This window comes from Tolumonas lignilytica (assembly GCF_000527035.1).
In the GTDB taxonomy this organism is placed as follows: Bacteria; Pseudomonadota; Gammaproteobacteria; order Enterobacterales; family Aeromonadaceae; genus Tolumonas; species Tolumonas lignilytica.
Map to the genome: position 1 here is coordinate 1,190,409 of NZ_AZUK01000001.1, position 23,143 is coordinate 1,213,551.

Below are 23,143 nucleotides of genomic sequence, written 5' to 3' on the forward strand. Positions count from 1 at the left end.
CTCCCAAAAACAACCAAGGGGCGTGCAAGACGCCCCTGTTCTTATACGAATAGTGCTTATTTACCGGTTTTGACCTTGGTCCATTCGCGAGTGACTTCACGATTAATCTTGGCAGGTAAGACATGCAGAGCAAACATTTTGGCTTTCAACTCTGTAGGCGGGTAGATGTTCGGATTATTGCGGATCGCTGCATCCACCATCGGCAACGATGCTTTATTACCGTTTGCGTAAGAAACATAATTTGAGATCTTGGCAATCACTTCCGGACGCATCAGATAATTGATGAACGCATGCGCATTCTCCGGATGTTTAGCATCTGCCGGAATAGCCAGCATATCCGAGAACATCAATGCGCCTTCCTTCGGGATCACATAACTAACTTCGACCCCATTTTTTGCTTCAGCCGCACGTTTGGCCGCCTGCATCACATCGCCAGACCAGCCGATTGCCACGCAGATGTCGCCATTAGCTAAGTCATTGATATATTGAGATGAGTGGAAGTAAGAAATATACGGACGCAGCGTCGACAGCAGTTTTCCCGCCGCTTTATAATCTTCTGGATTGGTGCTGTTAGGATCTTTCCCCATGTAATGCAGCACAGTCGCCATGATCTCCGTTGGCGCATTGAGGAATGACACACCACATTGTTTCAGCTTAGACAGGTTTTCTGGCTTCAGTACCGCATCCCAGCTATCCATCTTGAAATCAGGGCCCATCACTGCAGCCACTTTCTTGGGATTAAAACCAATCCCGGTCGTGCCACCTAAGTAAGGCACTGAATGCGCATTATCCGGATCCTTCTCGGCTAACAGCTTCATGGTATCGGGATCCATGTTTTTCAAATTCGGTAATTTGCTTTTATCCAGCTTCTGGAAAACCCCAGCCTGGATCTGACGAGCTAAAAAGTCTGAGCTAGGAACGACGACATCGAAGCCCGTGTTACCAGCAAGCAATTTTGCTTCCAACACTTCATTGCTATCAAATACGTCATAAACAACCTTGATACCTGTTTCTTTTTCAAAATTTGCAACGGTATCTTCGGCGATATAATCGCTCCAGTTATACACATGCAAAACTTTTTCTTCCTGAGCTGCTGCACTACCCATAGTCACAGCAACTGCAAGAGAAGCAGCCACTAATCCTTTAATGTATGACATCAAGCGTCTCCTGAATCTCAAATAATGACCAGCATACGAAAATAAAACCTTCGTACAACTTCCACAAGTTTATCTGTGTTACTTCACCGGTGATCTTCTTTAGAAAATGCCAATTATTGGCATTTCTTCAGGGTAAACATATTTTGATGATATTTCCAATAAATGTGATTGTATGCAGAAAAACTGCGTGCTTATTGAAGCGCTTAGACTCCTGATTCAATATGAGTCCTGTTAAACTTAGTCTGTCATTTATCCAGCAAGCACACAGCATCAAACACAGAACAAGTGATACAGTGCTATTATTAATAAAGAAAATTTTCATACAGATGTGAAAATCTGTATTTAGATATAAATCAGATCGTCCACGAGGATGCACAGATGTCGATGGAACTTCTATTTAGTAAAATCAAGCAATTACCCGTAATCCCAAAGCTACTCCATGAATTGATGCAAGATTTTTCTAATGATAATTCTCAAATCCAGGATATTGCACAGAAAATTTCCATGGACCAAGTGATCAGTGCAAAAGTACTAAAACTAGCAAATTCAGCCGCCTATCGAAGAGGTGCAGAGATTACCTCCATCGAGCAGGCCGTGATCCGTTTAGGCTTCAATGCACTGCGCTCACTGGTTGTTGCATCAGGCATCATGACCAGCTTCAAAACCCCAGCTAATTTCAACACCAACAAATTTTGGGTAGAAACTTTTCAGACAGCCTCGATTGCTAAAGCTCTAGCCAAAGAATGTCATGTGATAGACCCTGAAACCGCCTTCACCTGTACGCTATTGCATAACATTGGCGAACTGCTCATCCAGTCAGCGCTACCAGAAGAAGCCTCGCTGATTAATATGGCAATTAATCAGGGAACAAGTCGAATCGATGCACAGCGAGAAATGCTGGGTTACGATTTTAGTTTAGTGGGTGCGGAACTTGCGAGACGCTGGAATTTATCTGATCGTTTTGTCGCCGCCATATCCCAGCAGCTCGATCCTCTATCCTATCATCCAGTCAGCCCGGAAGCAGTTCTCATCCGACTTGCGATGTTTGTCTCGTTCGCTTGGAATGCAGGCGTTCCAGCTCATGTCATTGTATCGAGATTCCCGTCCCCCTTAGCATTGCATTTGGGGATCGAACCAAGCCATCTGGAAAATAGATTAGAAGAACTGCATGAACAAGGAAACGCATTAGCTAATATTCTTACCGGTTAAATCATAATATATGCAGCCAATACACTTTGTATGGCTGCATGTTCTTCCCAAGCAATATCGCCCCATCCCCCATTACCTGCTAAGATCGCCTCCACTTCGTCCATATATTGATTCATGTTATGAAATATCTTATTTGTGCAAGCTTAATGCTTGTTGGTTGCAGCAGTTCCATGACCGAACAACAATGCACAGACACTAACTGGTATACACGCGGCGTAACGGATGCGTGGGAAGGTAAAACACTGAATTATGCAAGTAACTATGAAGATCAGTGTGCGGAACACGACATTCATCCCGACTTGAAAGCATGGCGAAAGGGATATTTAACCGCATTGCATCAACAATGCCCTGAGAGTAAAGCCATGGAAATTGCCGCAACCCAGCAGAATTATACCGGCCCTTGCCTTGCTGATGCCGATTTTCAGAAGACACTCAAGATGGGAGCGGTGGCTGCTTCACAAAAAATAGAATTGGAACACATAGAAAAACGCTTGCAAGAAATTCAAACCGCAAAGCAAGCAGCTAAAACTAGCCAAAAGCAAGATTTAGAGTGGGAAGAGTATCAACTGCAACAAGAATTATTAGATATCAAAGGAACCCTTCAAATTGCGGATCCAGAACCCATTAATAAATCCTTATTCAAGAAATAAGCAGATCATTAATCTTCACTCAATTACATAAAACGGGAGATCCCGTTTTATGTAACACAAGATAAATTAAAATGCGAGATAAGCAAAAAGCCCTGCAGATATCTGCAGGGCTTTATTCTTTTCATGGTGCTGATACCCAGAGTCGAACTGGGGACCTCACCCTTACCAAGGGTGCGCTCTACCAACTGAGCCATATCAGCACTTTTTTTCGGCTGACTTTCGTCTAATTTAGAAGCCTGGCAGTGTCCTACTCTCACATGGCGAATGCCACACTACCATCGGCGCTACAACGTTTCACTTCTGTGTTCGGAATGGGTACAGGTGGTTCCATCGCGCTATCGCCGCCAGGCATATTCGGTTCATTGGAAAGCTGTCATTCAATCAGTCAAACAAGCATTTGGCTTTAAAACCACTTGGGTGTTGTATGGTTAAGCCTCTCGGGTCATTAGTATGAGTTAGCTCAACGTATCACTACGCTTACACACCTCACCTATCAACGTCGTCGTCTCCAACGGCCCTTCAGAGGACTTAAAGTCCTAGGGATGACTCATCTCGTGGCAAGTTTCCCGCTTAGATGCTTTCAGCGGTTATCTTTTCCGAACTTAGCTACCGGGCAGTGCCATTGGCATGACAACCCGAACACCAGCGGTTCGTTCACTCCGGTCCTCTCGTACTAGGAGCAACCCCACTCAATCATCCAACGCCCACGGCAGATAGGGACCGAACTGTCTCACGACGTTCTGAACCCAGCTCGCGTACCACTTTAAATGGCGAACAGCCATACCCTTGGGACCAACTTCAGCCCCAGGATGTGATGAGCCGACATCGAGGTGCCAAACACCGCCGTCGATATGAACTCTTGGGCGGTATCAGCCTGTTATCCCCGGAGTACCTTTTATCCGTTGAGCGATGGCCCTTCCATTCAGAACCACCGGATCACTAAGACCTGCTTTCGCACCTGCTCGACCTGTCCGTCTCGCAGTTAAGCGGGCTTATGCCTTTGCACTAACCTCACGATGTCCGACCGTGATTAGCCCACCTTCGTGCTCCTCCGTTACTCTTTGGGAGGAGACCGCCCCAGTCAAACTACCCACCAGACACTGTCCCTGGCCCGGATAACGGGCTAAGGTTAGAACATCAAACATACCAGGGTGGTATTTCAAGGACGGCTCCAACACAACTAGCGTCATGTCTTCAAAGCCTCCCACCTATCCTACACAGGTAGGTTCAATGTTCAGTGTCAAGCTGTAGTAAAGGTTCACGGGGTCTTTCCGTCTAGCCGCGGGTACACCGCATCTTCACGGCGAATTCGATTTCACTGAGTCTCGGGTGGAGACAGCGTGGCCATGGTTACACCATTCGTGCAGGTCGGAACTTACCCGACAAGGAATTTCGCTACCTTAGGACCGTTATAGTTACGGCCGCCGTTTACCGGGGCTTCGATCAAGAGCTTCGCTTGCGCTAACCCCATCAATTAACCTTCCGGCACCGGGCAGGTGTCACACCCTATACGTCCACTTTCGTGTTTGCAGAGTGCTGTGTTTTTGTTAAACAGTCCCAGCCACCTGGTCACTGCGGCTGACATTCGCTCCAAGAGTAAATCTCTTCACCAACATCAGCGTACCTTCTCCCGAAGTTACGGTACTATTTTGCCTAGTTCCTTCACCCGAGTTCTCTCAAGCGCCTTGGTATTCTCTACCTGACCACCAGTGTTGGTTTCGGGTACGGTTCTTTGTAACCTGAAGCTTAGAGGCTTTTCCTGGAAGCGTGGCATCAGTAACTTCATGACCGTAGTCACTTCGTCTCGGCTCTCGGAATATAGTACAGCGGATTTGCCTACCGTACTTCCCTACCACCTTTCACCAGCTCTACCAACCGCTGGCCTACTTAGCCTTCTCCGTCCCCTCATCGCAGTTACAAAAAGTGCAGGAATATTAACCCGCTTCCCATCGACTACGCCTTTCAGCCTCGCCTTAGGGGCCGACTCACCCTGCCCCGATTAACGTTGGACAGGAACCCTTGGTCTTCCGGCGAGGGAGTCTTTCACTCCCTTTAACGTTACTCACGTCAGCATTCGCACTTCTGATACCTCCAGCATGCGTTACCACACACCTTCACAGGCTTACAGAACGCTCCCCTACCACTTGCCTTTCGGCAAATCCGCAGCTTCGGTGACTAGTTTAGCCCCGTTACATCTTCCGCGCAGGCCGACTCGACTAGTGAGCTATTACGCTTTCTTTAAATGATGGCTGCTTCTAAGCCAACATCCTAGCTGTCTAAGCCTTCCCACATCGTTTCCCACTTAACTAGTACTTTGGGACCTTAGCTGGCGGTCTGGGTTGTTTCCCTCTTCACGACGGACGTTAGCACCCGCCGTGTGTCTCCCGGATAGTACTTACTGGTATTCGGAGTTTGCATCGAGTTGGTAAGTCGGGATGACCCCCTAGTCGAAACAGTGCTCTACCCCCAGTAGTATTCGTCCGAGGCGCTACCTAAATAGCTTTCGGGGAGAACCAGATATCTCCGAGTTTGATTGGCCTTTCACCCCTAGCCACAGGTCATCCCCTAATTTTGCAACATTAGTGGGTTCGGTCCTCCAGTACCTGTTACGGCACCTTCAACCTGCCCATGGCTAGATCACCCGGTTTCGGGTCTACACCCTGCAACTAGTCGCCCAGTTAAGACTCGGTTTCCCTACGGCTCCCCTATTCGGTTAACCTTGCTACAGAATGTAAGTCGCTGACCCATTATACAAAAGGTACGCAGTCACACCACGAAGGTGCTCCCACTGCTTGTACGTACACGGTTTCAGGTTCTATTTCACTCCCCTCACAGGGGTTCTTTTCGCCTTTCCCTCACGGTACTGGTTCACTATCGGTCAGTCAGGAGTATTTAGCCTTGGAGGATGGTCCCCCCATATTCAGACAGGATACCACGTGTCCCGCCTTACTCGTTTTCATTCCAAGGTCGCTTTCATGTACGGGGCTATCACCCTGTATCGCCAGCCTTTCCAGACTGTTCCACTAACTTCCAAGAAACTTAAGGGCTAATTCCCGTTCGCTCGCCGCTACTAAGGAAATCTCGGTTGATTTCTTTTCCTCGGGGTACTTAGATGTTTCAGTTCTCCCGGTTCGCCTCGTATGACTATGTATTCATCATACGATACTGAGTAAACTCAGTGGGTTTCCCCATTCGGACATCTGTGGATAATAATGTCTCTTACCGACTCTCCACAGCTTAACGCAGGTTAGCACGTCCTTCTTCGCCTCTGACTGCCTAGGCATCCACCGTGTACGCTTAGTCACTTAACCATACAACCCCAAATGGTTTCCCATTCAGCGCTGTTGTTATGACCAGTTTACTGGTTTAACACCAAGTTTTTCCAAGACGCTTGTTTGTCTTGATTGAACTTTATCAGCTTTCCAATTTTTTAAAGAACTTCTGGCGTCCCCTAGGGGATTCGAACCCCTGTTACCGCCGTGAAAGGGCGATGTCCTGGGCCTCTAGACGAAGGGGACACAAGCAATCTGTGTGAACACTCACATAGAGTCAATTAGTTAAGGTAAGGAGGTGATCCAACCGCAGGTTCCCCTACGGTTACCTTGTTACGACTTCACCCCAGTCATGAATCACACCGTGGTAATCGTCCTCCCGAAGGTTAGACTAACTACTTCTGGTGCAACCCACTCCCATGGTGTGACGGGCGGTGTGTACAAGGCCCGGGAACGTATTCACCGCAACATTCTGATTTGCGATTACTAGCGATTCCGACTTCACGGAGTCGAGTTGCAGACTCCGATCCGGACTACGACGTACTTTTTGGGTTCCGCTTGCTCTCGCGAGGTCGCTTCCCTCTGTATACGCCATTGTAGCACGTGTGTAGCCCTGGCCGTAAGGGCCATGATGACTTGACGTCATCCCCACCTTCCTCCGGTTTATCACCGGCAGTCTCCCTTGAGTTCCCGGCATGACCCGCTGGCAACAAAGGATAGGGGTTGCGCTCGTTGCGGGACTTAACCCAACATCTCACGACACGAGCTGACGACAGCCATGCAGCACCTGTGTCTGAGTTCCCGAAGGCACATTCGTATCTCTACAAACTTCTCAGCATGTCAAGGCCAGGTAAGGTTCTTCGCGTTGCATCGAATTAAACCACATGCTCCACCGCTTGTGCGGGCCCCCGTCAATTCATTTGAGTTTTAACCTTGCGGCCGTACTCCCCAGGCGGTCGATTTATCGCGTTAGCTTCGGAACCCACGCTCATAATGGCACAAACTCCAAATCGACATCGTTTACAGCGTGGACTACCAGGGTATCTAATCCTGTTTGCTCCCCACGCTTTCGCACCTGAGCGTCAGTCTTTGTCCAGGGGGCCGCCTTCGCCACCGGTATTCCTCCAGATCTCTACGCATTTCACCGCTACACCTGGAATTCTACCCCCCTCTACAAGACTCTAGTCGGACAGTTCGAAATGCAGTTCCCAGGTTGAGCCCGGGGCTTTCACATCTCGCTTATCCAACCGCCTGCGTGCGCTTTACGCCCAGTTATTCCGATTAACGCTTGCACCCTCCGTATTACCGCGGCTGCTGGCACGGAGTTAGCCGGTGCTTCTTCTGTGGGTAACGTCAATGCTGATGAGTATTAGTCATCAACCCTTCCTCCCCACTGAAAGTGCTTTACAACCCGAAGGCCTTCTTCACACACGCGGCATGGCTGCATCAGGGTTTCCCCCATTGTGCAATATTCCCCACTGCTGCCTCCCGTAGGAGTCTGGACCGTGTCTCAGTTCCAGTGTGGCTGGTCATCCTCTCAGACCAGCTAGAGATCGTCGCCTTGGTGAGCCGTTACCTCACCAACTAGCTAATCCCACATGGGTGCATCCAATCGCGGTAGGCCCGAAGGTCCCCACCTTTCCCCCGCAGGGCGTATGCGGTATTAGCAACCGTTTCCAGTTGTTATCCCCCTCGATTGGGCAGCTCCCCATGCATTACTCACCCGTCCGCCACTCGCCGGCAGGATAGCAAGCTATCCCCCGCTGCCGTTCGACTTGCATGTGTTAGGCCTGCCGCCAGCGTTCAATCTGAGCCATGATCAAACTCTTCAATTAAAGTTTTGGCTCAATGAATGACTTGTCTTTACAGACACTTCGTATCATTGATTAAATTTTTTCAATCTAATCAATCTACGCAAGTGCCCACACAGATTGCTTGATATGTTGTTAAAGAGCGTGGCTGTTAGGCCAGGGACGCGAATCTTACGCTTTCCCTCTTCGTTGTCAAGCGGCGTTTATCACAAACGGCTTGGCAACTTGAATCTTGACTGAGTGCCGAGGTCATTTCTGAACTCGTTGCGGCGTCTGCCGTCTCAGTGGGGCCGCATTATAGGGGCCCGTTCTTTTTAGGCAACTCTATTTTTCAATTTTTCATTCGTTTGGGGTTATTTTGAGCAAATTGACTAATTAACCAGCCAATTTGCTCATCTTGATGAGGTTTTAGTGTTGTTCTACGACCAATTGCTCATTCTGGATATCTAGTATTAGTGCTTTATTAGGCAATATTCTTCCAGACAGCAGATCCTGAGCCAGTGGATTTTCTACTTGCTGCTGTATCGCTCGCTTCAGGGGGCGTGCGCCATATACCGGATCAAATCCGGCTTCAGCCAGATGGGCCAGCAGTGTATTGCGTAATTCCACTTTATACCCCATCGCCTCAAGACGTTTTACCAGTGTACCCAGTTGGATTTGTGCAATGGATTGAATATGTTCAAGTCCCAGTGGATGGAACACAACCGTCTCATCGATCCGATTCAAAAATTCGGGACGGAAGCTACGTGCCAGCACATCCATCAACATGGCTTTCATTTCCTGATAAGCCATTATCTGGTGATGTTCCTGTATCAGATCTGACCCTAGATTGGAGGTCATGATGATCACAGTATTGCGAAAATCGACTGTGCGCCCCTGACCATCCGTCAGACGGCCATCATCTAAAACCTGCAATAAGATGTTGAATACATCAGGATGTGCTTTTTCCACTTCATCCAACAGGATCACCGAATATGGCTTACGCCGCACCGCTTCGGTGAGATATCCCCCCTCCTCATAACCCACATATCCTGGAGGTGCTCCGACCAAGCGGGCTACAGAGTGTTTTTCCATGAACTCAGACATATCGATACGGATCATGGCATCTTGTGTATCAAACAAGAACTCAGCCAGTGTTTTGCATAGTTCGGTCTTCCCAACCCCGGTTGGACCGAGGAATAAAAACGATCCGATTGGACGCATTGGATCTGATAGACCAGCACGACTCCGGCGTATCGCATTCGCCACGGAGGTCACCGCTTCATCCTGACCGATCACGCGCTGATGCAGTTTTTCTTCCATCTGCAACAGTTTTTCTCGTTCACCTTCCAGCATGCGGGATACCGGAATTCCGGTCCAGCGGGACAACACTTCCGCAATTTCGGCATCAGTAACCCGGTTACGCAGTAATTTTTGTTCCTGCATTTCCGCTTGTGAGGCTAAATCGAGTTGTTTTTCCAGATCTGGGATCCGACCATAATGCAGTTCTGACATTTTGGCCAAATCGCCAGCGCGTCGGGCAACATCCAGCTCCTGACGGGCATGTTCCAATTCAGCCTTGATATGCTGTGTGCCGGCCAATGCGGCCTTTTCTGCCTTCCAGATCTCTTCCAGCTCGTTATATTCTCGGTCTTTTTCCGTAATTTCCTGATTAATAATCGCCAGTCGCTGCACACTGGCAACGTCGTGTTCTTTGATGAGAGCCTGCTGCTCCATCTTTAATTGCATAATGCGGCGTTCCAGACGATCCAATTGTTCTGGTTTTGAATCCATCTGCAGACGGATGCTGGAAGCGGCTTCATCAATCAGGTCAATCGCTTTATCAGGTAACTGACGATCAGAGATATAACGGTGTGAGAGCAATGCGGCTGCCACAATAGCAGGATCGGTGATCTGTACATGATGATGCAGTTCATAGCGCTCTTTCAGGCCACGCAAGATCGCGATGGTGTCTTCAACGGAAGGCTCTTCAATCAAGACCTTCTGGAAACGACGCTCTAATGCCGCATCTTTTTCTATATATTGACGATATTCATCCAGCGTGGTGGCACCAACACAATGCAACTCGCCACGAGCCAAAGCAGGTTTCAGCATATTACCCGCATCCATTGCGCCTTCGGCTTTGCCGGCACCGACCATAGTATGCAACTCATCAATAAACAGAATGACGTTGCCTTCTTGTTTTGCCAGTTCATTCAATAATGCTTTCAGACGCTCTTCAAATTCACCTCGATATTTAGCGCCGGCCAACAAGGAACCCATATCCAGTGATAAAACACGCTTATGTTTTAAGCCTTCCGGTACTTCGCCATTGATAATGCGTTGCGCCAACCCTTCAGCAATTGCCGTTTTACCCACGCCCGGCTCACCAATCAGGACGGGATTATTTTTGGTTCGGCGCTGTAATACCTGAATGGTGCGTCGGATTTCATCATCACGACCAATGACCGGATCCAGCTTGCCTTGTTCAGCTCGTTCGGTCAGATCAATCGTATATTTGCTGAGAGCCTGACGATTTTCTTCGGCACCAGCATCAGTCACCTTTTCGCCGCCGCGCACCTTTTCAATCGCTTTTTCCAGTTTGTCTTTAGTGAGGCCATTTTGACGCAGAATATCACCCAGTGTGCCGCGATCATCCAGTGCAGCCAGAACAAACATTTCAGAGGAGATAAATTGATCCTGCCGCTGCTGTGACAGTTTGTCGCACATATTCAGAACACGCCCCAGCTGCGGGGAGATCTGAATATCACCATCAACGCCACTGACTTTGGGTAATCGGTCCAGCTCTTGGGTCACTCGGGCCTGTAGCGGATCAACATTACATCCAGCCAGTGTTAATAAAGGACGAATAGACCCCCCCTGCTGCTCCAGCAAAGCAAGCATGATATGAAGAGGTTCAATAAACTGATGATCTCTGCCCAGCGCTAATGACTGAGCATCGGAAATCGCAACCTGAAATTTGCTGGTGAGACGATCTAAACGCATCCCGCTACCTCTTATCTCTATGTTTAATCGCTTATCGATCAATTACTGTTGAGTATAAGATGGGGGTGCCGGGATTGCTTTCAAGAGGCAGTGCTTAAGATTTAATCGTGAGCCAGATCAAGCCCGCCATGCGACCCGTTTGGCCGTCACGTCGATAAGAATAGAACCGCTTTGCATCGCTGAAGGTGCACTGGTTGCCGCCATAAATGGCGGTGACACCAGCTACACTGATACGCTGGCGCGCCAGCATGAACAGATCAGCGAACCATTTGTCATTTTTGGCCACAAAGGCGGCATTGGCATGCGGATCGTGAGCCACAAACGCGGCTTTGACTTCATCGCCTACCTCAAATGCAGACGGTCCGATCGCCGGGCCAATCCAGGCCAAGAGATCGCTCGGTGCCACATGCATAGCCTGGATAGTTTTTTCCAGCACCCCCGCACAAAGCCCACGCCAGCCTGCATGAGCGGTCGCAACAACCGTGCCGGACTTATCACAAAACAATACAGGTAAACAATCCGCCGTCATCACAGTCAATGGTAACCCGATTTGGGTTGTAGTTGCCGCATCCGCTTGCGGCGGCGTGATAACCGGTGCTTCAGCCCGCAGTACTTCGGTACCATGTACCTGATCCAGCCAGATCGGTGCCGCTGGTAATGCCAACTGCTGTGCCAATAGCTGACGATTTTGCATGACTAAGGCAGGATCATCACCGACATGTATGCCAAGATTCAGCCCTTGGTAAATCCCCTGGCTGACACCACCGCTCCTTGTGGTAAAAAACGCCTGCACATTGGCAGGCGCTGGCCATTCCGGTTGGATTAAATCCATACGATGTCATCCGGATGTTCTGCCGAATCGATTCGTAACACATCGATTAGCTCAACCATATCGGCCGGAAGCGGTGAATGCCATTCCATCTCTTCGCCTGTGATGGGATGAGTAAGACGTAGCATAGTTGCGTGCAACGCCTGGCGACGGAATGTCCGCAGAAAGTCACTCAACTCCACAGATGCATTACGGATCGGACGTAAACGGCCACCATAAACCGGATCGCCCACAAGTGCGTGGTTGATATGGGCCATATGAACGCGGATTTGGTGCGTACGGCCTGTTTCCAACCGGCAACGTAACCGGGTATGAGCGCGGAACCGCTCGGCAACCCGATAGTGAGTAATCGCAGGTTTACCCATTGGATTCACGGCCATCATGGTTCGTTGGGTCGGATGACGGCTGATCGGTTCATCAACCGTGCCACCTGCCGTCATATGCCCCACCACAATTGCCTCATATTCACGAGTAATACGACGTTTTTGTAAGGCGTACACCAGACGGATCTGTGCAGGAATCGTTTTCGCGACAACCATCAGACCCGTCGTTTCTTTATCCAGACGATGCACAATACCTGCACGCGGTACTTCAGCAATTTCAGGATAGCGATGCAATAAGGCATTAAGTACTGTGCCATCCGGTGTTCCGGCGCCTGGATGTACAACTAATCCGGCGGGCTTATCGATCACCAGAAGATGCTCATCTTCATAGACAATATTCAATGGAATATCTTGTGCCTGCCAGCGGGTATCCTCCGCCAGTTCGGTGACGATAGACACTTGCTGGCCACCCATCACCTTTTCTTTAGGCAATAAACAGACCTTTCCATCAAGCTGCACTTTACCTTCCAGTATCCATTCTTTGATTCTGGTTCGTGAATAATCAGTAAACAATTCAGCCAACACCTGATCCAGGCGTTTACCTTCATGCTGTAGCTCAATAGTGCCATTGAGTTGTATAGGTTGACTCATGTCAGATCTCAGTTAGTGAAACGAGGCTTAACGCCAAGAATGCTGCATTCTATCTTTTCTTTTCTTTAAGCATAACGGATACTTCACACACCAAGGCAATATGAAGCTAATTTCGATGCAAAAAGTAGTGCGTATTTTTCCGGTAATGCTGTTATCTCTATCGCTATTGGCCGGTTGCTCTTCGTCTTCAAACAAACCGAAAGTACCCGATGAACCACTAGAGGTTTTATATAAACAGGCACAAACCAAATTACATAGCGGTGACTATGATAAAGCCGTAGATATATTAGAGGCATTGGACTCCAGATATCCTTTCGGGCCTTATGCCAGTCAAGTGCAGTTACAGTTGATTTACGCCTATTACAAGAAAGATGATACGGCTCAGGCAATCGCCAATATCGATCGTTTTTTACGATTGAATCCTACACATAAAGATGTAGATTACGCTTATTACATGCGTGGATTGTCCAACATGCAGGAAGATTATAACTTCTTCCATGATAAATTTGGTATTGACCGTTCCGATCGTGATCCACAATATGCCCGTCAGGCATTTAAAGATTTCCAACTTCTGTTAAAAAACTATCCTGACAGCCTATATGCAAGTGATGCCCGAGCGCGAGCCGTGTTTTTAAAAAATCGACTGGCAAAGTTTGATTTAGCCATCGCTGATTTTTATATGCGCCGCCACGCTTGGTTGTCTGCCGCTAACAGAGCGAAATATCTGATAGAGAATTATCCCGACACTGAGATGACTCAACAGGCATTAGAAATCATGGTGCAAGCATATGATAAGATGGAGCTGACTGACCTTGCCAAACATGCCAGACAAATGCTGGCAGCCAATTTTCCTGATAGCGCTTACATTCAACAATAACGCTTACGATAAAGGCACCGAATGGTGCCTTTATTCATTTTACTCAATATTACGTATATAAAACTAATACATTCAATATATACGTCGACATATATTAAACATACCTGAATAAGTTAATTAGATATTACATATATAATCATTATCTAAATAACGCTTATTTCCTAATGTTGAAGCATCCCTCTCTTTTGCACCAATTCATTACAAAAATATTTATGCCTCACTTTGATACATCATTGAAATGTTAAACAAATAACTTTATGCAACAATGCATTTACATAAATAAATGAATTTATTGATTTAAAAAAATGATCTCTATTTTTCTAGTTATTATCAGTAATAATCATATTATTTACATATTTATATATTATAGAATCAATACGCGATTATGAATTATTTAATGAATCATTGAACAACCACTGTCACCATTCGTTAGCAGTACAGGATGTTACCTCTATGAACCATTTTTCTTCACAAGCCAGCAGAGAAAGAGAGTTCTCCGCTCAGCATAACCTGATATCTACCACTGACACAAAAAGTAGAATAACCTACGCTAACGAGCACTTCTGCGACATCGCCGGATACCACGCCGAAGAACTAGACAATCAATACCACAACATAGTGCGCCATGCAGACATGCCCAAAGCTGCATTTAAAGACATGTGGGACCATTTGAAAGATAAAAAAAGCTGGATGGGCGTAGTTAAAAATCGCTGTAAAAATGGCGATCATTATTGGGTGAATGCCTATGTCACACCGATCCTCGATAACAATGGTAATATTACCGAATACCAATCCGTCAGAACAAAACCATCAAGAGAAGATATAGCCAGAGCCAGTGGTTATTATCAGCAAATAAATCAGGGCAAGATGCCTAAGGCGTTACGTTTACCATCTATAAATACATCATTGATATCTAAACTCATCTCTGTCGGCACACTTATCCCGATTATTGTAAATATCGCCCTATCAGGCATAAATTCCTTATCAACCACTGCCCTTACTTTCGTATTAATGCAATTAACCTATGCTTTCTGGTGGGGAAACAAACTGAAAAATATGGCTAATATAGCCAGGGACAACTTCAATACTGATATAACCCAAGTCCTATACACAGGTCGCCGTGACGAACTGGCCGCCATTGAATTAGCTCTGCGAATGAAAAAAGCAGAATTGAGAGCTATCGTCGGGCGTACCGGCGATACCTGTAATACGATCCTTCAGGCTGCCGAAGATGACGCAGGAAATATTCAATCAATTACTAATAACATTGATCAACAACGCGCAGAAACGGAACAGCTCGCTACTGCCATTAATGAAATGAGCAGCTCGATAAGGGAGGTCGCTAATAGCGCAAGCTCTACATCAGAATTAACAACAGAGGCACGTCAAACCGCGGCCCAAGGGCAAAACAGTATCAAAGCAACGGTATCCGCCGTTAATGCGTTGCATGATGAATTGGAACACACCACGCTTGTGATCAATGAATTGGCATCCAACACCAAGCAAATTGGCAGTATCCTTGATGTCATCACCAATATTGCAGATCAAACCAATCTTCTGGCACTGAACGCTGCAATCGAAGCAGCAAGAGCCGGAGAGCAAGGTCGGGGGTTCGCTGTCGTTGCTGATGAAATTCGTTCATTAGCGTTAAAAACCCGCACTTCGACAGACGAAATACAGCAAATGATCGCTAAATTACAAAATAGCGCAAGCAGTGCCGTGCAAACGATGGAGCATGGTGCTGATTTATCTGAAACCTGTCGAACACAAGCAAATTCCGCGGGTGAAGTATTTAACCAGATACATGCGATGCTGAACCATGTCACGGATGCGAGCCATCAAATTGCTACGGCAGTGGAAGAACAGGCATACGTGACTGAAGATATTAATCGCAGCATTCACAATATTCGTGAACTGGCTGATACCAGCACCGTCAATAGCCATAATGCCGTTGATCGCATAGGATTATTAGTGGAGCGGCTCCAGGGCTTATGTCGTCTAATCACCCAATTCCAGCGTTAAAATAAGGGGCGGATGATTCCGCCTCTCCTTTCGATCCGATTCCGCGTCAAAAATACAACTCCAAATACTGGCACGTCACTTGCTCACTACAGATATGTCCGAGTTTATGGTGGGATTTATTTATGAAACGGTGGAATAGACATTTTAGCCAATACCACACACTCAACTGGCTTATGATGTGGTTACTATTGTGCTGCTGCGCCATATTGTTATTTCCTGTTGAACGCATACAGATCGCAGGCGAATGGCTGATACAGTTTAGAGTTTTCTTTAGCCTTGGCTTATTGATAGCCTGTTCGTACTTTTTCAGCCAACTCTTATTAATTGTATGGGATCATGCAATTGCTCACTGGAGTGAACGGCAAAAGCATCAATATCTGCAGCGAATGATTGAAAGATTAGACTTCACGGAGAAAGCCATCTTACGTGAATTTGTGATTCAACGTAAAAGCGTCATAAACTTGCCGCTAACTGAACCAGCCGTCAAAAATCTGCTGGATGCAGGAGTACTTGATTTCGCTTACGGACAGCCATTGAATGATGATTTGAGTCAGATAAAAGCACTGATGATCTCCCTTGAAGCTCGGCCATTACTAACTTACAAAGCATTAGGTCTAAGTAATGGTAAAATGACCGAAGAGCAAGTCGAAATGATCATGAGTGCACGACCTAAATACGTCAGTAAAAGCTCATTACGCTAGTGATTGAAAATAAAAAAGTACCTATCGAGGTACTTTTTTTATTGTCTTGAAAAACATGTTTAAAGAATTATTCCGTTCTCGACTTGATGTAACCGTCATAGTCTGGAATTTCAATTTTGAACTTTGTCTTCATATGGGGTGAATCCATCAGAAAATCAGCTGTTGCCTGATTAGTTGCCATTGGAATGTTCCAAACCGCAGCTAAACGCAATAAGGCCTTTACATCTGGATCATGAGGAACTGCATTTAGCGGATCCCAAAAGAAAATTAAAACGTCAATTTTACCTTCAGCAATCAATGCACCTAACTGCTGATCTCCCCCCATTGGCCCAGACAACAAACATGTGATTGGCAGACCAGCCTCTTTGCTTAAGCGTGTTCCAGTAGTACCTGTTGCATATAAATGATGCAACTTTAATTCTTCAGATCGGATTTTGACCCATTCCAGCAGTGCTTGCTTCATGTTGTCATGTGCAACCAAAGCCACACGCTTATGCCCAGCCATTTCACGTTGAATCGTTAACGCCATACCAATCCCTCGGGGAAATCATTCATGAATATATAACATACGATGAGCAGTGGATTTTTTCACTAAAAATAAAGGGCGACCGAAGTCGCCCTTTATTCTTTTGCATAAGTGTCGAATAAGATTATTCGATTACTTTAGCAACAACACCCGCGCCTACGGTACGACCGCCTTCACGGATTGCAAAACGTAAACCTTCATCCATCGCGATTGGGTGGATCAGGGTGACTACCATCTTGATGTTGTCGCCTGGCATTACCATCTCTACGCCTTCTGGCAGTTCGATAGTTCCGGTCACGTCAGTTGTACGGAAGTAGAACTGTGGACGGTAGCCTTTGAAGAATGGAGTGTGACGACCACCTTCTTCTTTTGACAGTACGTATACTTCTGATTCGAATTTGGTGTGCGGAGTGATAGTACCTGGTTTAGCCAGTACTTGACCACGCTCTACGTCGTCACGTTTAGTACCACGCAGCAGGATACCTACGTTCTCACCGGCACGACCTTCGTCCAGCAGTTTACGGAACATTTCAACACCGGTACAAGTGGTTTTGGTGGTCGCTTTCAGACCAACGATTTCCACTTCTTCACCCACTTTGATGATACCGCGCTCAACACGACCAGTGACTACGGTACCACGGCCTGCGATTGAGAATACGTCTTCGATTGGCAGCAGGAATGGCTTGTCGATCGCACGTTCTGGTTGTGGAATGTAAGAGTCTAGCGCTGCTGCCAGCTCCAGAATTTTCTCTTCCCATGCCGCATCGCCTTCCAGTGCTTTCAGCGCTGAACCACGGATAACTGGTGTGTCATCACCTGGGAAATCGTATTCAGACAGCAGTTCACGAACTTCCATCTCTACCAGATCCAGCAGCTCTTCGTCGTCTACCATGTCACATTTGTTCAGGAAAACGATGATGTATGGTACGCCTACCTGGCGACCCAGCAGGATGTGTTCACGAGTCTGTGGCATTGGGCCGTCAGTTGCCGCTACTACCAGGATCGCGCCGTCCATCTGTGCAGCACCAGTGATCATGTTTTTAACATAGTCAGCGTGGCCTGGGCAGTCTACGTGTGCGTAGTGACGTGATTCGGTATCGTATTCAACGTGAGAAGTGTTGATGGTGATACCACGTGCTTTTTCTTCTGGTGCGTTATCGATCTGATCGAATGCACGAGCCTGACCACCGAATTTCTTTGCCAGAACGTTGGTGATGGCTGCAGTCAGCGTGGTTTTACCATGGTCAACGTGGCCGATAGTACCAACGTTAACGTGGGGTTTTGTACGTTCAAATTTTTCTTTAGACACGACGTTGTCCTTCCTATTTGATTATTTCCGCCTGTCAAAACAGGCGGAAAATATTACATGTAAATTACTTAGATTTACGCGCTTCAATTACCGCCTGAGCGATATTGTTAGGCGTTTCAGCGTACTTACCAAACTCCATGGAGTAAGAAGCACGACCCTGAGTAGCAGAACGCAGGTCTGTTGCATAACCGAACATTTCAGACAGTGGAACCAGAGCACGAACGATCTTGCCTGATGGACCATCTTCCATACCTTCGATAATGCCACGACGACGGTTCAAGTCGCCGATTACATCACCCATGTAATCTTCTGGAGTTTCAACTTCAACCTTCATGATAGGCTCAAGCAGAACTGGGCTGGCTTTCATGAAGCCTTCTTTGAACGCCATAGAAGCAGCGATTTTGAACGCCAGTTCAGAAGAGTCAACGTCATGGTAAGAACCGAAGTGCAGACGAACACCTAAGTCCACAACTGGGTAACCAGCCAGAGGACCTGATTTCAACTGTTCACGGATACCTTTATCAACACCAGGGATGAATTCACCAGGAATTACACCGCCCTTAATGTCGTTAGTGAAGGTATAGCCAGCGCCTTCGTCCAGAGGGAACATGTCGATCACTACGTGACCGTATTGACCACGACCACCAGACTGTTTAGCGTGTTTACCCTGAATGTCTTTCGCATCTGTACGGATTGTTTCGCGGTAAGCTACCTGTGGTTTACCCACGTTCGCTTCAACCTTGAACTCACGACGCATACGGTCAACGATGATTTCCAGGTGCAATTCACCCATACCAGCGATGATTGTCTGACCTGACTCTTCATCAGTCCATACACGGAATGATGGATCTTCCTGAGCCAGACGGCCCAGAGCCAGACCCATTTTTTCCTGGTCAGCTTTGGTTTTTGGTTCAACGGCAACAGAAATAACTGGCTCTGGGAATTCCATACGCTCCAGAATAATTGGTGCGTTTTCGACACACAGAGTATCACCAGTTGTTACGTCTTTCAGACCAATTGCCGCCGCGATATCACCAGCGCGAACTTCTTTGATCTCTTCACGTTTGTTAGCGTGCATCTGTACGATACGACCAATACGATCTCTCTTACCTTTAACAGAGTTCAGTACGGTGTCGCCAGAGTTAACAACGCCAGAATAGCAACGGAAGAATGTCAGGTTACCAACGAATGGGTCAGTTGCAATTTTGAACGCCAGTGCAGAGAAAGGTTCATCATCGCTTGGATGACGTTCTGCTGGTGTACCATCTTCTAACTGACCAGCGATAGCTGGTACGTCGATTGGTGCTGGCAAGTATTCAATAACCGCATCCAACATTGCCTGAACACCCTTGTTCTTGAATGCAGAACCGCAGGTAACCAGGATGATTTCGTTGTTCAGAACGCGCTGACGCAGAGCAGTTTTCATTTCTTCTTCAGAAATTTCTTCACCGCCCAGATATTTTTCCATCAGGTCTTCAGATGCTTCCGCAGCAGCTTCAACCAGATTTTGGTGCCATTCTGCAGCCAGTTCCTGCAATTCAGCTGGGATATCTTCATAAGTGAAGGTTGTACCCTGGTCAGCTTCGTTCCAGTTAATAGCTTTCATTTTGATCAGGTCGATAACCCCTTTGAAGTTATCTTCCGCGCCGATTGGCAATTGCAGAGGAACTGCATTACCTTTCAGACGGGTTTTGATCTGTTCAACAGCACGCAGGAAGTTAGCACCGGTACGGTCCATTTTGTTGATGAACGCGATACGTGGAACTTTGTATTTGTTAGCCTGACGCCATACAGTTTCAGACTGCGGCTGAACACCACCTACTGCACAGTAAACCATTACTGCGCCGTCCAGAACACGCATTGAACGCTCTACTTCGATAGTAAAGTCAACGTGACCTGGGGTGTCGATGATGTTGATGCGGTGTGGTTGGAATTGTTTACCCATACCACTCCAGAAACAGGTAGTAGCAGCAGAGGTAATGGTAATACCACGCTCTTGTTCCTGTTCCATCCAGTCCATGGTAGCAGCGCCATCATGAACTTCACCAATCTTGTGGTTTACACCGGTGTAAAACAGGATACGTTCAGTAGTCGTTGTTTTACCGGCGTCGATGTGTGCGCTGATACCGATGTTACGGTAACGCTCAATGGGTGTTGCACGAGCCACGATAGATATCCTCTTACTAAGGTTGTGCCTTAGATGACGAAACCGAATACAGGCCATCCAAAGATGGCCTGTACAACCGGATTACCAGCGGTAATGAGCGAATGCTTTATTCGCTTCAGCCATACGGTGCACGTCTTCACGTTTCTTAACCGCAGAGCCTTTGTTATCAGCCGCATCCAGCAATTCACCTGCCAGACGCTGAGCCATGGATTTTTCACCACGTTTGCGAGCTGCTTCAACCAACCAGCGCATAGCCAGGGCATTACGACGCACTGGACGAACTTCTACCGGAACCTGGTAAGTAGAACCACCAACACGGCGGGATTTAACTTCCACGTTCGGACGAATATTGTCCAAAGCACCTTCGAAAGTAGCTAAGTGATCTTTACCACTCTTCTGAGCAATAATGTCCAGAGCACCGTAAACGATGCTTTCTGAGACGGATTTTTTACCGTCAACCATTACTACGTTGATAAATTTAGCCAGCAATTCAGAACCGAACTTAGGATCTGGCAGAATCTTACGCTGACCAACAACGCGACGTCTTGGCATTTTAAATTCTCCGAAACTTCAGGTTTAACCCAAAACAAAAAAAGTTTACTAAAAAATGTTTGGCCTTACTTAACGGAAAACCATTAAGCCTTAGGCTTCTTCACGCCGTACTTAGAGCGAGATTGTTTACGGTCTTTAACACCAGAACAATCTAACGCACCACGAACGGTGTGGTAACGAACACCCGGAAGGTCTTTAACACGACCGCCACGGATCAGAACCACGGAGTGTTCTTGCAGGTTGTGGCCTTCACCACCGATGTAAGAAGTAACTTCGAATCCGTTAGTTAAACGAACACGACATACCTTACGCAGTGCTGAGTTAGGCTTTTTAGGGGTAGTAGTATATACACGAGTACATACACCACGTTTTTGTGGGCAAGCATTCAAGGCAGGAACGCTGCTTTTTACAACTTGCTTAACGCGTGGCTTGCGGACAAGCTGGTTAATAGTTGCCATTAAAAAAGCTCCTGGATAATAGCAATAGCTTTACAAACATGTGAAAAATCCTCCCCGCAGATACGGGGACGCAAAATTTTATGCCTGTATGTATTTTGAGTCAAGATTTATACAGTCTTTCATGACTGATTCGGGATTAAGAAGAAGTATAGATGACAAAAGTGACTTTACAGTGAAATTTTACCAACACAACGGACTGCCATGAGTCACAACAAGCTCTACATATTCCGCCATATCAATACATTTACCCACTTTAGCGACAAGGCCTCGCGCGGTCAGATCTTCTTGCATGACATAGATATTCTTATTCCGAAGCTTTTCTTCCCATATATCAGCTGAAGCTGCAATGACGCCATCTTGCATTAATATCAATTGATCGTCAGCTTTCATAAAGCTCAGGCAATTATTCAGCGCAGTATGTGAAAAGGGAGATAATGCAACAACATTCAGCATAATGGCCTCAAAACATCAGCTTAATAGGATATGCAGCGAGCACCTCGTAAAACTCACTCGAATCCAATATTTCCACTGGAATTAATAGCTGCGTAGGATCGATGTTACGTTCAATCATTGATGCTTTTAATACATAAAGGGAGTCAATATCGTAGAGTTCACACAGCTTAAACATGGATGAATGATCTTTCGCCAATATCGATTCTGGCTGCTGAAACCGGAGCAACTGATAAATACCATCGTCCATAAAAAATGCAGCCAGTTGGTCAGAATATGCCGAAGTTGCCAACAAGGCATCCAGGCCTTCTCTGCCACTGTCACTACCATAAGGTGCTTGTCTGAATATGAATGCGATTTGATTCATGGGCATATTAAAATTGAACCACTCGATCGGCAGTCAACAACATTTCAGCCAGCTGGCCTAGTCCTGACAACAAAAACGGGGGCGCAACATTAAAACTCTGCTTTTCGCCTTCTGTCGCAGTGATGGAATCCAGTATTCCTCGGCGTTGAGCCGCTGCAACGCAAGTATGCAGAGTAATATTGTGTGTGTCCGCAAATTTACCCCACATTTCATGCATGTTGTATTCATCGGTAGCTGCAGAAGTTAACATGTTCGCATTAGTTACACCGGCCTGATAAAAGAACACACCGATAATTGTGTGCCCTTTTGCCAACACAGCTTGTGCAAACTGATAAGCTGATGCCGATTGTTGCGTCCCATAAACAGGCCCAGTGACCAAGAGAGCAAAATTCATTGTTATTTACTTAGCTATATAAGCAATAGCTTCCACTTCAACCAATACGTCTTTAGGTAATCTGGCCACCTCAACACAAGAACGAGCGGGTGCGTTGGTTGGAAAAAATTTCGCATAAACTTCATTAAAAGCCACAAAGTCATTGATATCTTTCAGAAAGCAAGTTGTTTTTACAACGGTATCCATGGAGGCACCAGCCGCTTCCAGAATGGCAGACAAATTACGTAAAACCTGTTCAGCCTGAACTTTGATATCACCATCAACTAACTGCATTGTTTCCGGGATCAACGGGATTTGACCTGATGTGAAAACCAGATCACCGAGTTTCGTTGCCTGAACATATGGACCAATAGCTGCTGGGGCTTTGTCGGTAGCAATAATTGATTTAGACATTATTCTCTCACTACAAGTTATCAAAGTTTGCTGATAGTAA

General features: G+C 46.8%; 18 protein-coding genes, 2 tRNA genes and 3 rRNA genes. 5 read left to right on the forward strand and 18 right to left on the reverse strand.

Annotated elements, in window-relative coordinates; all coding sequences use genetic code 11:
- Positions 1–56: 56 nt before the first annotated feature.
- Positions 57–1,157: an extracellular solute-binding protein gene (locus H027_RS0105680; RefSeq protein WP_038149192.1), complete on the reverse strand. Its 1,101-nt coding sequence runs from the start codon at positions 1,155–1,157 to the stop codon at positions 57–59.
- Positions 1,158–1,535: 378 nt separating this feature from the next.
- Between H027_RS0105680 and H027_RS0105685 the strand changes: the two genes are divergently transcribed.
- Together H027_RS0105685 and H027_RS0105695 are read left to right on the forward strand one after the other, a co-directional pair.
- Positions 1,536–2,366 carry an HDOD domain-containing protein gene (locus tag H027_RS0105685; RefSeq protein WP_024871540.1) on the forward strand — a complete coding sequence of 277 codons (831 nt, stop codon included), beginning with the start codon at positions 1,536–1,538 and terminating at the stop codon, positions 2,364–2,366.
- A 119-nt stretch (positions 2,367–2,485) separates the two neighbouring features.
- Positions 2,486–3,016 carry a DUF2799 domain-containing protein gene (locus H027_RS0105695; protein WP_081741388.1) on the forward strand — a complete coding sequence of 177 codons (531 nt, stop codon included), beginning with the start codon at positions 2,486–2,488 and terminating at the stop codon, positions 3,014–3,016.
- Between the two features lie 124 nt (positions 3,017–3,140).
- Here the strand turns inward: H027_RS0105695 and H027_RS0105700 are convergent.
- The 8 genes from H027_RS0105700 to rluD all read right to left on the reverse strand — a co-directional run bounded on the left by H027_RS0105700 (position 3,141) and on the right by rluD (position 12,887).
- A tRNA-Thr gene (locus H027_RS0105700) sits at positions 3,141–3,216 on the reverse strand.
- 34 nt (positions 3,217–3,250) lie between these two features.
- A 5S ribosomal RNA gene (rrf, locus tag H027_RS0105705) occupies positions 3,251–3,365 on the reverse strand.
- A gap of 75 nt (positions 3,366–3,440) precedes the next feature.
- Positions 3,441–6,327, reverse strand: a 23S ribosomal RNA gene (locus H027_RS0105710).
- Positions 6,328–6,458: 131 nt separating this feature from the next.
- Positions 6,459–6,534, reverse strand: a tRNA-Glu gene (locus H027_RS0105715).
- 45 nt (positions 6,535–6,579) lie between these two features.
- Positions 6,580–8,123 (reverse strand): 16S ribosomal RNA (locus tag H027_RS0105720).
- The 16S, 23S and 5S rRNA genes sit together here with 2 tRNA genes alongside, the layout of an rRNA operon.
- Before the next feature lie 384 nt (positions 8,124–8,507).
- On the reverse strand, positions 8,508–11,084 hold the full coding sequence (clpB, locus tag H027_RS0105725; protein ID WP_024871542.1) for an ATP-dependent chaperone ClpB: 2,577 nt from the start codon (positions 11,082–11,084) through the stop codon (positions 8,508–8,510).
- Between the two features lie 94 nt (positions 11,085–11,178).
- Entirely contained in the window at positions 11,179–11,916 is a 738-nt protein-coding gene (gene pgeF, locus H027_RS0105730; RefSeq protein WP_024871543.1) for a peptidoglycan editing factor PgeF, read from the reverse strand.
- A complete protein-coding gene (rluD, locus tag H027_RS0105735) occupies positions 11,907–12,887 on the reverse strand; it encodes a 23S rRNA pseudouridine(1911/1915/1917) synthase RluD (RefSeq protein WP_024871544.1) in 981 nt (326 codons plus the stop codon). The genes pgeF and rluD overlap by 10 nt, the downstream gene beginning before the upstream one ends.
- A 115-nt stretch (positions 12,888–13,002) precedes the next feature.
- Between rluD and H027_RS0105740 the strand changes: the two genes are divergently transcribed.
- The 3 genes from H027_RS0105740 (at position 13,003) to H027_RS0105750 (ending at position 16,487) form a co-directional block, all read left to right on the forward strand.
- Entirely contained in the window at positions 13,003–13,764 is a 762-nt protein-coding gene (locus H027_RS0105740; protein WP_024871545.1) for an outer membrane protein assembly factor BamD, read from the forward strand.
- Positions 13,765–14,217: 453 nt separating this feature from the next.
- The gene (locus H027_RS0105745) at positions 14,218–15,786 is read left to right on the forward strand and encodes a methyl-accepting chemotaxis protein (RefSeq protein WP_024871546.1); all 1,569 of its coding nucleotides are present in this window, start codon (positions 14,218–14,220) and stop codon (positions 15,784–15,786) included.
- A 122-nt stretch (positions 15,787–15,908) separates the two neighbouring features.
- On the forward strand, positions 15,909–16,487 hold the full coding sequence (locus H027_RS0105750; protein WP_024871547.1) for a superinfection exclusion B family protein: 579 nt from the start codon (positions 15,909–15,911) through the stop codon (positions 16,485–16,487).
- Between the two features lie 67 nt (positions 16,488–16,554).
- Here H027_RS0105750 and H027_RS0105755 read toward each other — a convergent pair whose 3' ends face one another.
- The 9 genes from H027_RS0105755 to H027_RS0105795 all read right to left on the reverse strand — a co-directional run bounded on the left by H027_RS0105755 (position 16,555) and on the right by H027_RS0105795 (position 23,103).
- Positions 16,555–17,016 (reverse strand): methylglyoxal synthase, encoded by a 462-nt coding sequence (locus H027_RS0105755; RefSeq protein ID WP_024871548.1) that lies wholly within the window; start codon positions 17,014–17,016, stop codon positions 16,555–16,557.
- A gap of 121 nt (positions 17,017–17,137) precedes the next feature.
- Positions 17,138–18,322 (reverse strand): elongation factor Tu, encoded by a 1,185-nt coding sequence (gene tuf, locus H027_RS0105760; protein ID WP_024871549.1) that lies wholly within the window; start codon positions 18,320–18,322, stop codon positions 17,138–17,140.
- Positions 18,323–18,386: 64 nt separating this feature from the next.
- Positions 18,387–20,489, reverse strand: coding sequence for an elongation factor G (gene fusA / locus H027_RS0105765; RefSeq protein WP_024871550.1), 2,103 nt, complete (start codon positions 20,487–20,489; stop codon positions 18,387–18,389).
- Positions 20,490–20,570: 81 nt separating this feature from the next.
- Positions 20,571–21,041 carry a 30S ribosomal protein S7 gene (gene rpsG, locus H027_RS0105770; RefSeq protein WP_024871551.1) on the reverse strand — a complete coding sequence of 157 codons (471 nt, stop codon included), beginning with the start codon at positions 21,039–21,041 and terminating at the stop codon, positions 20,571–20,573.
- Positions 21,042–21,124: 83 nt separating this feature from the next.
- A complete protein-coding gene (gene rpsL, locus H027_RS0105775; RefSeq protein ID WP_015879819.1) occupies positions 21,125–21,499 on the reverse strand; it encodes a 30S ribosomal protein S12 in 375 nt (124 codons plus the stop codon).
- Between the two features lie 180 nt (positions 21,500–21,679).
- On the reverse strand, positions 21,680–21,952 hold the full coding sequence (tusB, locus tag H027_RS0105780) for a sulfurtransferase complex subunit TusB (RefSeq protein WP_024871552.1): 273 nt from the start codon (positions 21,950–21,952) through the stop codon (positions 21,680–21,682).
- Between the two features lie 7 nt (positions 21,953–21,959).
- Positions 21,960–22,316, reverse strand: coding sequence for a sulfurtransferase complex subunit TusC (gene tusC, locus H027_RS0105785; RefSeq protein ID WP_024871553.1), 357 nt, complete (start codon positions 22,314–22,316; stop codon positions 21,960–21,962).
- 7 nt (positions 22,317–22,323) lie between these two features.
- Positions 22,324–22,716: a sulfurtransferase complex subunit TusD gene (tusD, locus tag H027_RS0105790; RefSeq protein ID WP_202593465.1), complete on the reverse strand. Its 393-nt coding sequence runs from the start codon at positions 22,714–22,716 to the stop codon at positions 22,324–22,326.
- Complete coding sequence (locus H027_RS0105795; RefSeq protein WP_024871555.1) at positions 22,717–23,103, reverse strand: RidA family protein; 387 nt, start codon at positions 23,101–23,103, stop codon at positions 22,717–22,719.
- Between the last annotated feature and the right edge of the window lie 40 nt (positions 23,104–23,143).

Bases quoted from the DNA above. Each gene is read 5' to 3' on its own strand.
- H027_RS0105695 (WP_081741388.1), top strand. From the start codon at position 2,486: ATGAAATATCTTATTTGTGCAAGCTTAATGCTTGTTGGTTGCAGCAGT.
- rluD (WP_024871544.1), bottom strand. From the start codon at position 12,887: ATGAGTCAACCTATACAACTCAATGGCACTATTGAGCTACAGCATGAA.
- rpsL (WP_015879819.1), bottom strand. From the start codon at position 21,499: ATGGCAACTATTAACCAGCTTGTCCGCAAGCCACGCGTTAAGCAAGTT.
- H027_RS0105750 (WP_024871547.1), top strand. From the start codon at position 15,909: ATGAAACGGTGGAATAGACATTTTAGCCAATACCACACACTCAACTGG.
- H027_RS0105740 (WP_024871545.1), top strand. From the start codon at position 13,003: ATGCAAAAAGTAGTGCGTATTTTTCCGGTAATGCTGTTATCTCTATCG.
- H027_RS0105795 (WP_024871555.1), bottom strand. From the start codon at position 23,103: ATGTCTAAATCAATTATTGCTACCGACAAAGCCCCAGCAGCTATTGGT.
- rpsG (WP_024871551.1), bottom strand. From the start codon at position 21,041: ATGCCAAGACGTCGCGTTGTTGGTCAGCGTAAGATTCTGCCAGATCCT.
- H027_RS0105680 (WP_038149192.1), bottom strand. From the start codon at position 1,157: ATGTCATACATTAAAGGATTAGTGGCTGCTTCTCTTGCAGTTGCTGTG.
- tusC (WP_024871553.1), bottom strand. From the start codon at position 22,316: ATGAATCAAATCGCATTCATATTCAGACAAGCACCTTATGGTAGTGAC.
- H027_RS0105755 (WP_024871548.1), bottom strand. From the start codon at position 17,016: ATGGCGTTAACGATTCAACGTGAAATGGCTGGGCATAAGCGTGTGGCT.
- H027_RS0105685 (WP_024871540.1), top strand. From the start codon at position 1,536: ATGTCGATGGAACTTCTATTTAGTAAAATCAAGCAATTACCCGTAATC.
- pgeF (WP_024871543.1), bottom strand. From the start codon at position 11,916: ATGGATTTAATCCAACCGGAATGGCCAGCGCCTGCCAATGTGCAGGCG.
- H027_RS0105745 (WP_024871546.1), top strand. From the start codon at position 14,218: ATGAACCATTTTTCTTCACAAGCCAGCAGAGAAAGAGAGTTCTCCGCT.
- clpB (WP_024871542.1), bottom strand. From the start codon at position 11,084: ATGCGTTTAGATCGTCTCACCAGCAAATTTCAGGTTGCGATTTCCGAT.
- tusB (WP_024871552.1), bottom strand. From the start codon at position 21,952: ATGCTGAATGTTGTTGCATTATCTCCCTTTTCACATACTGCGCTGAAT.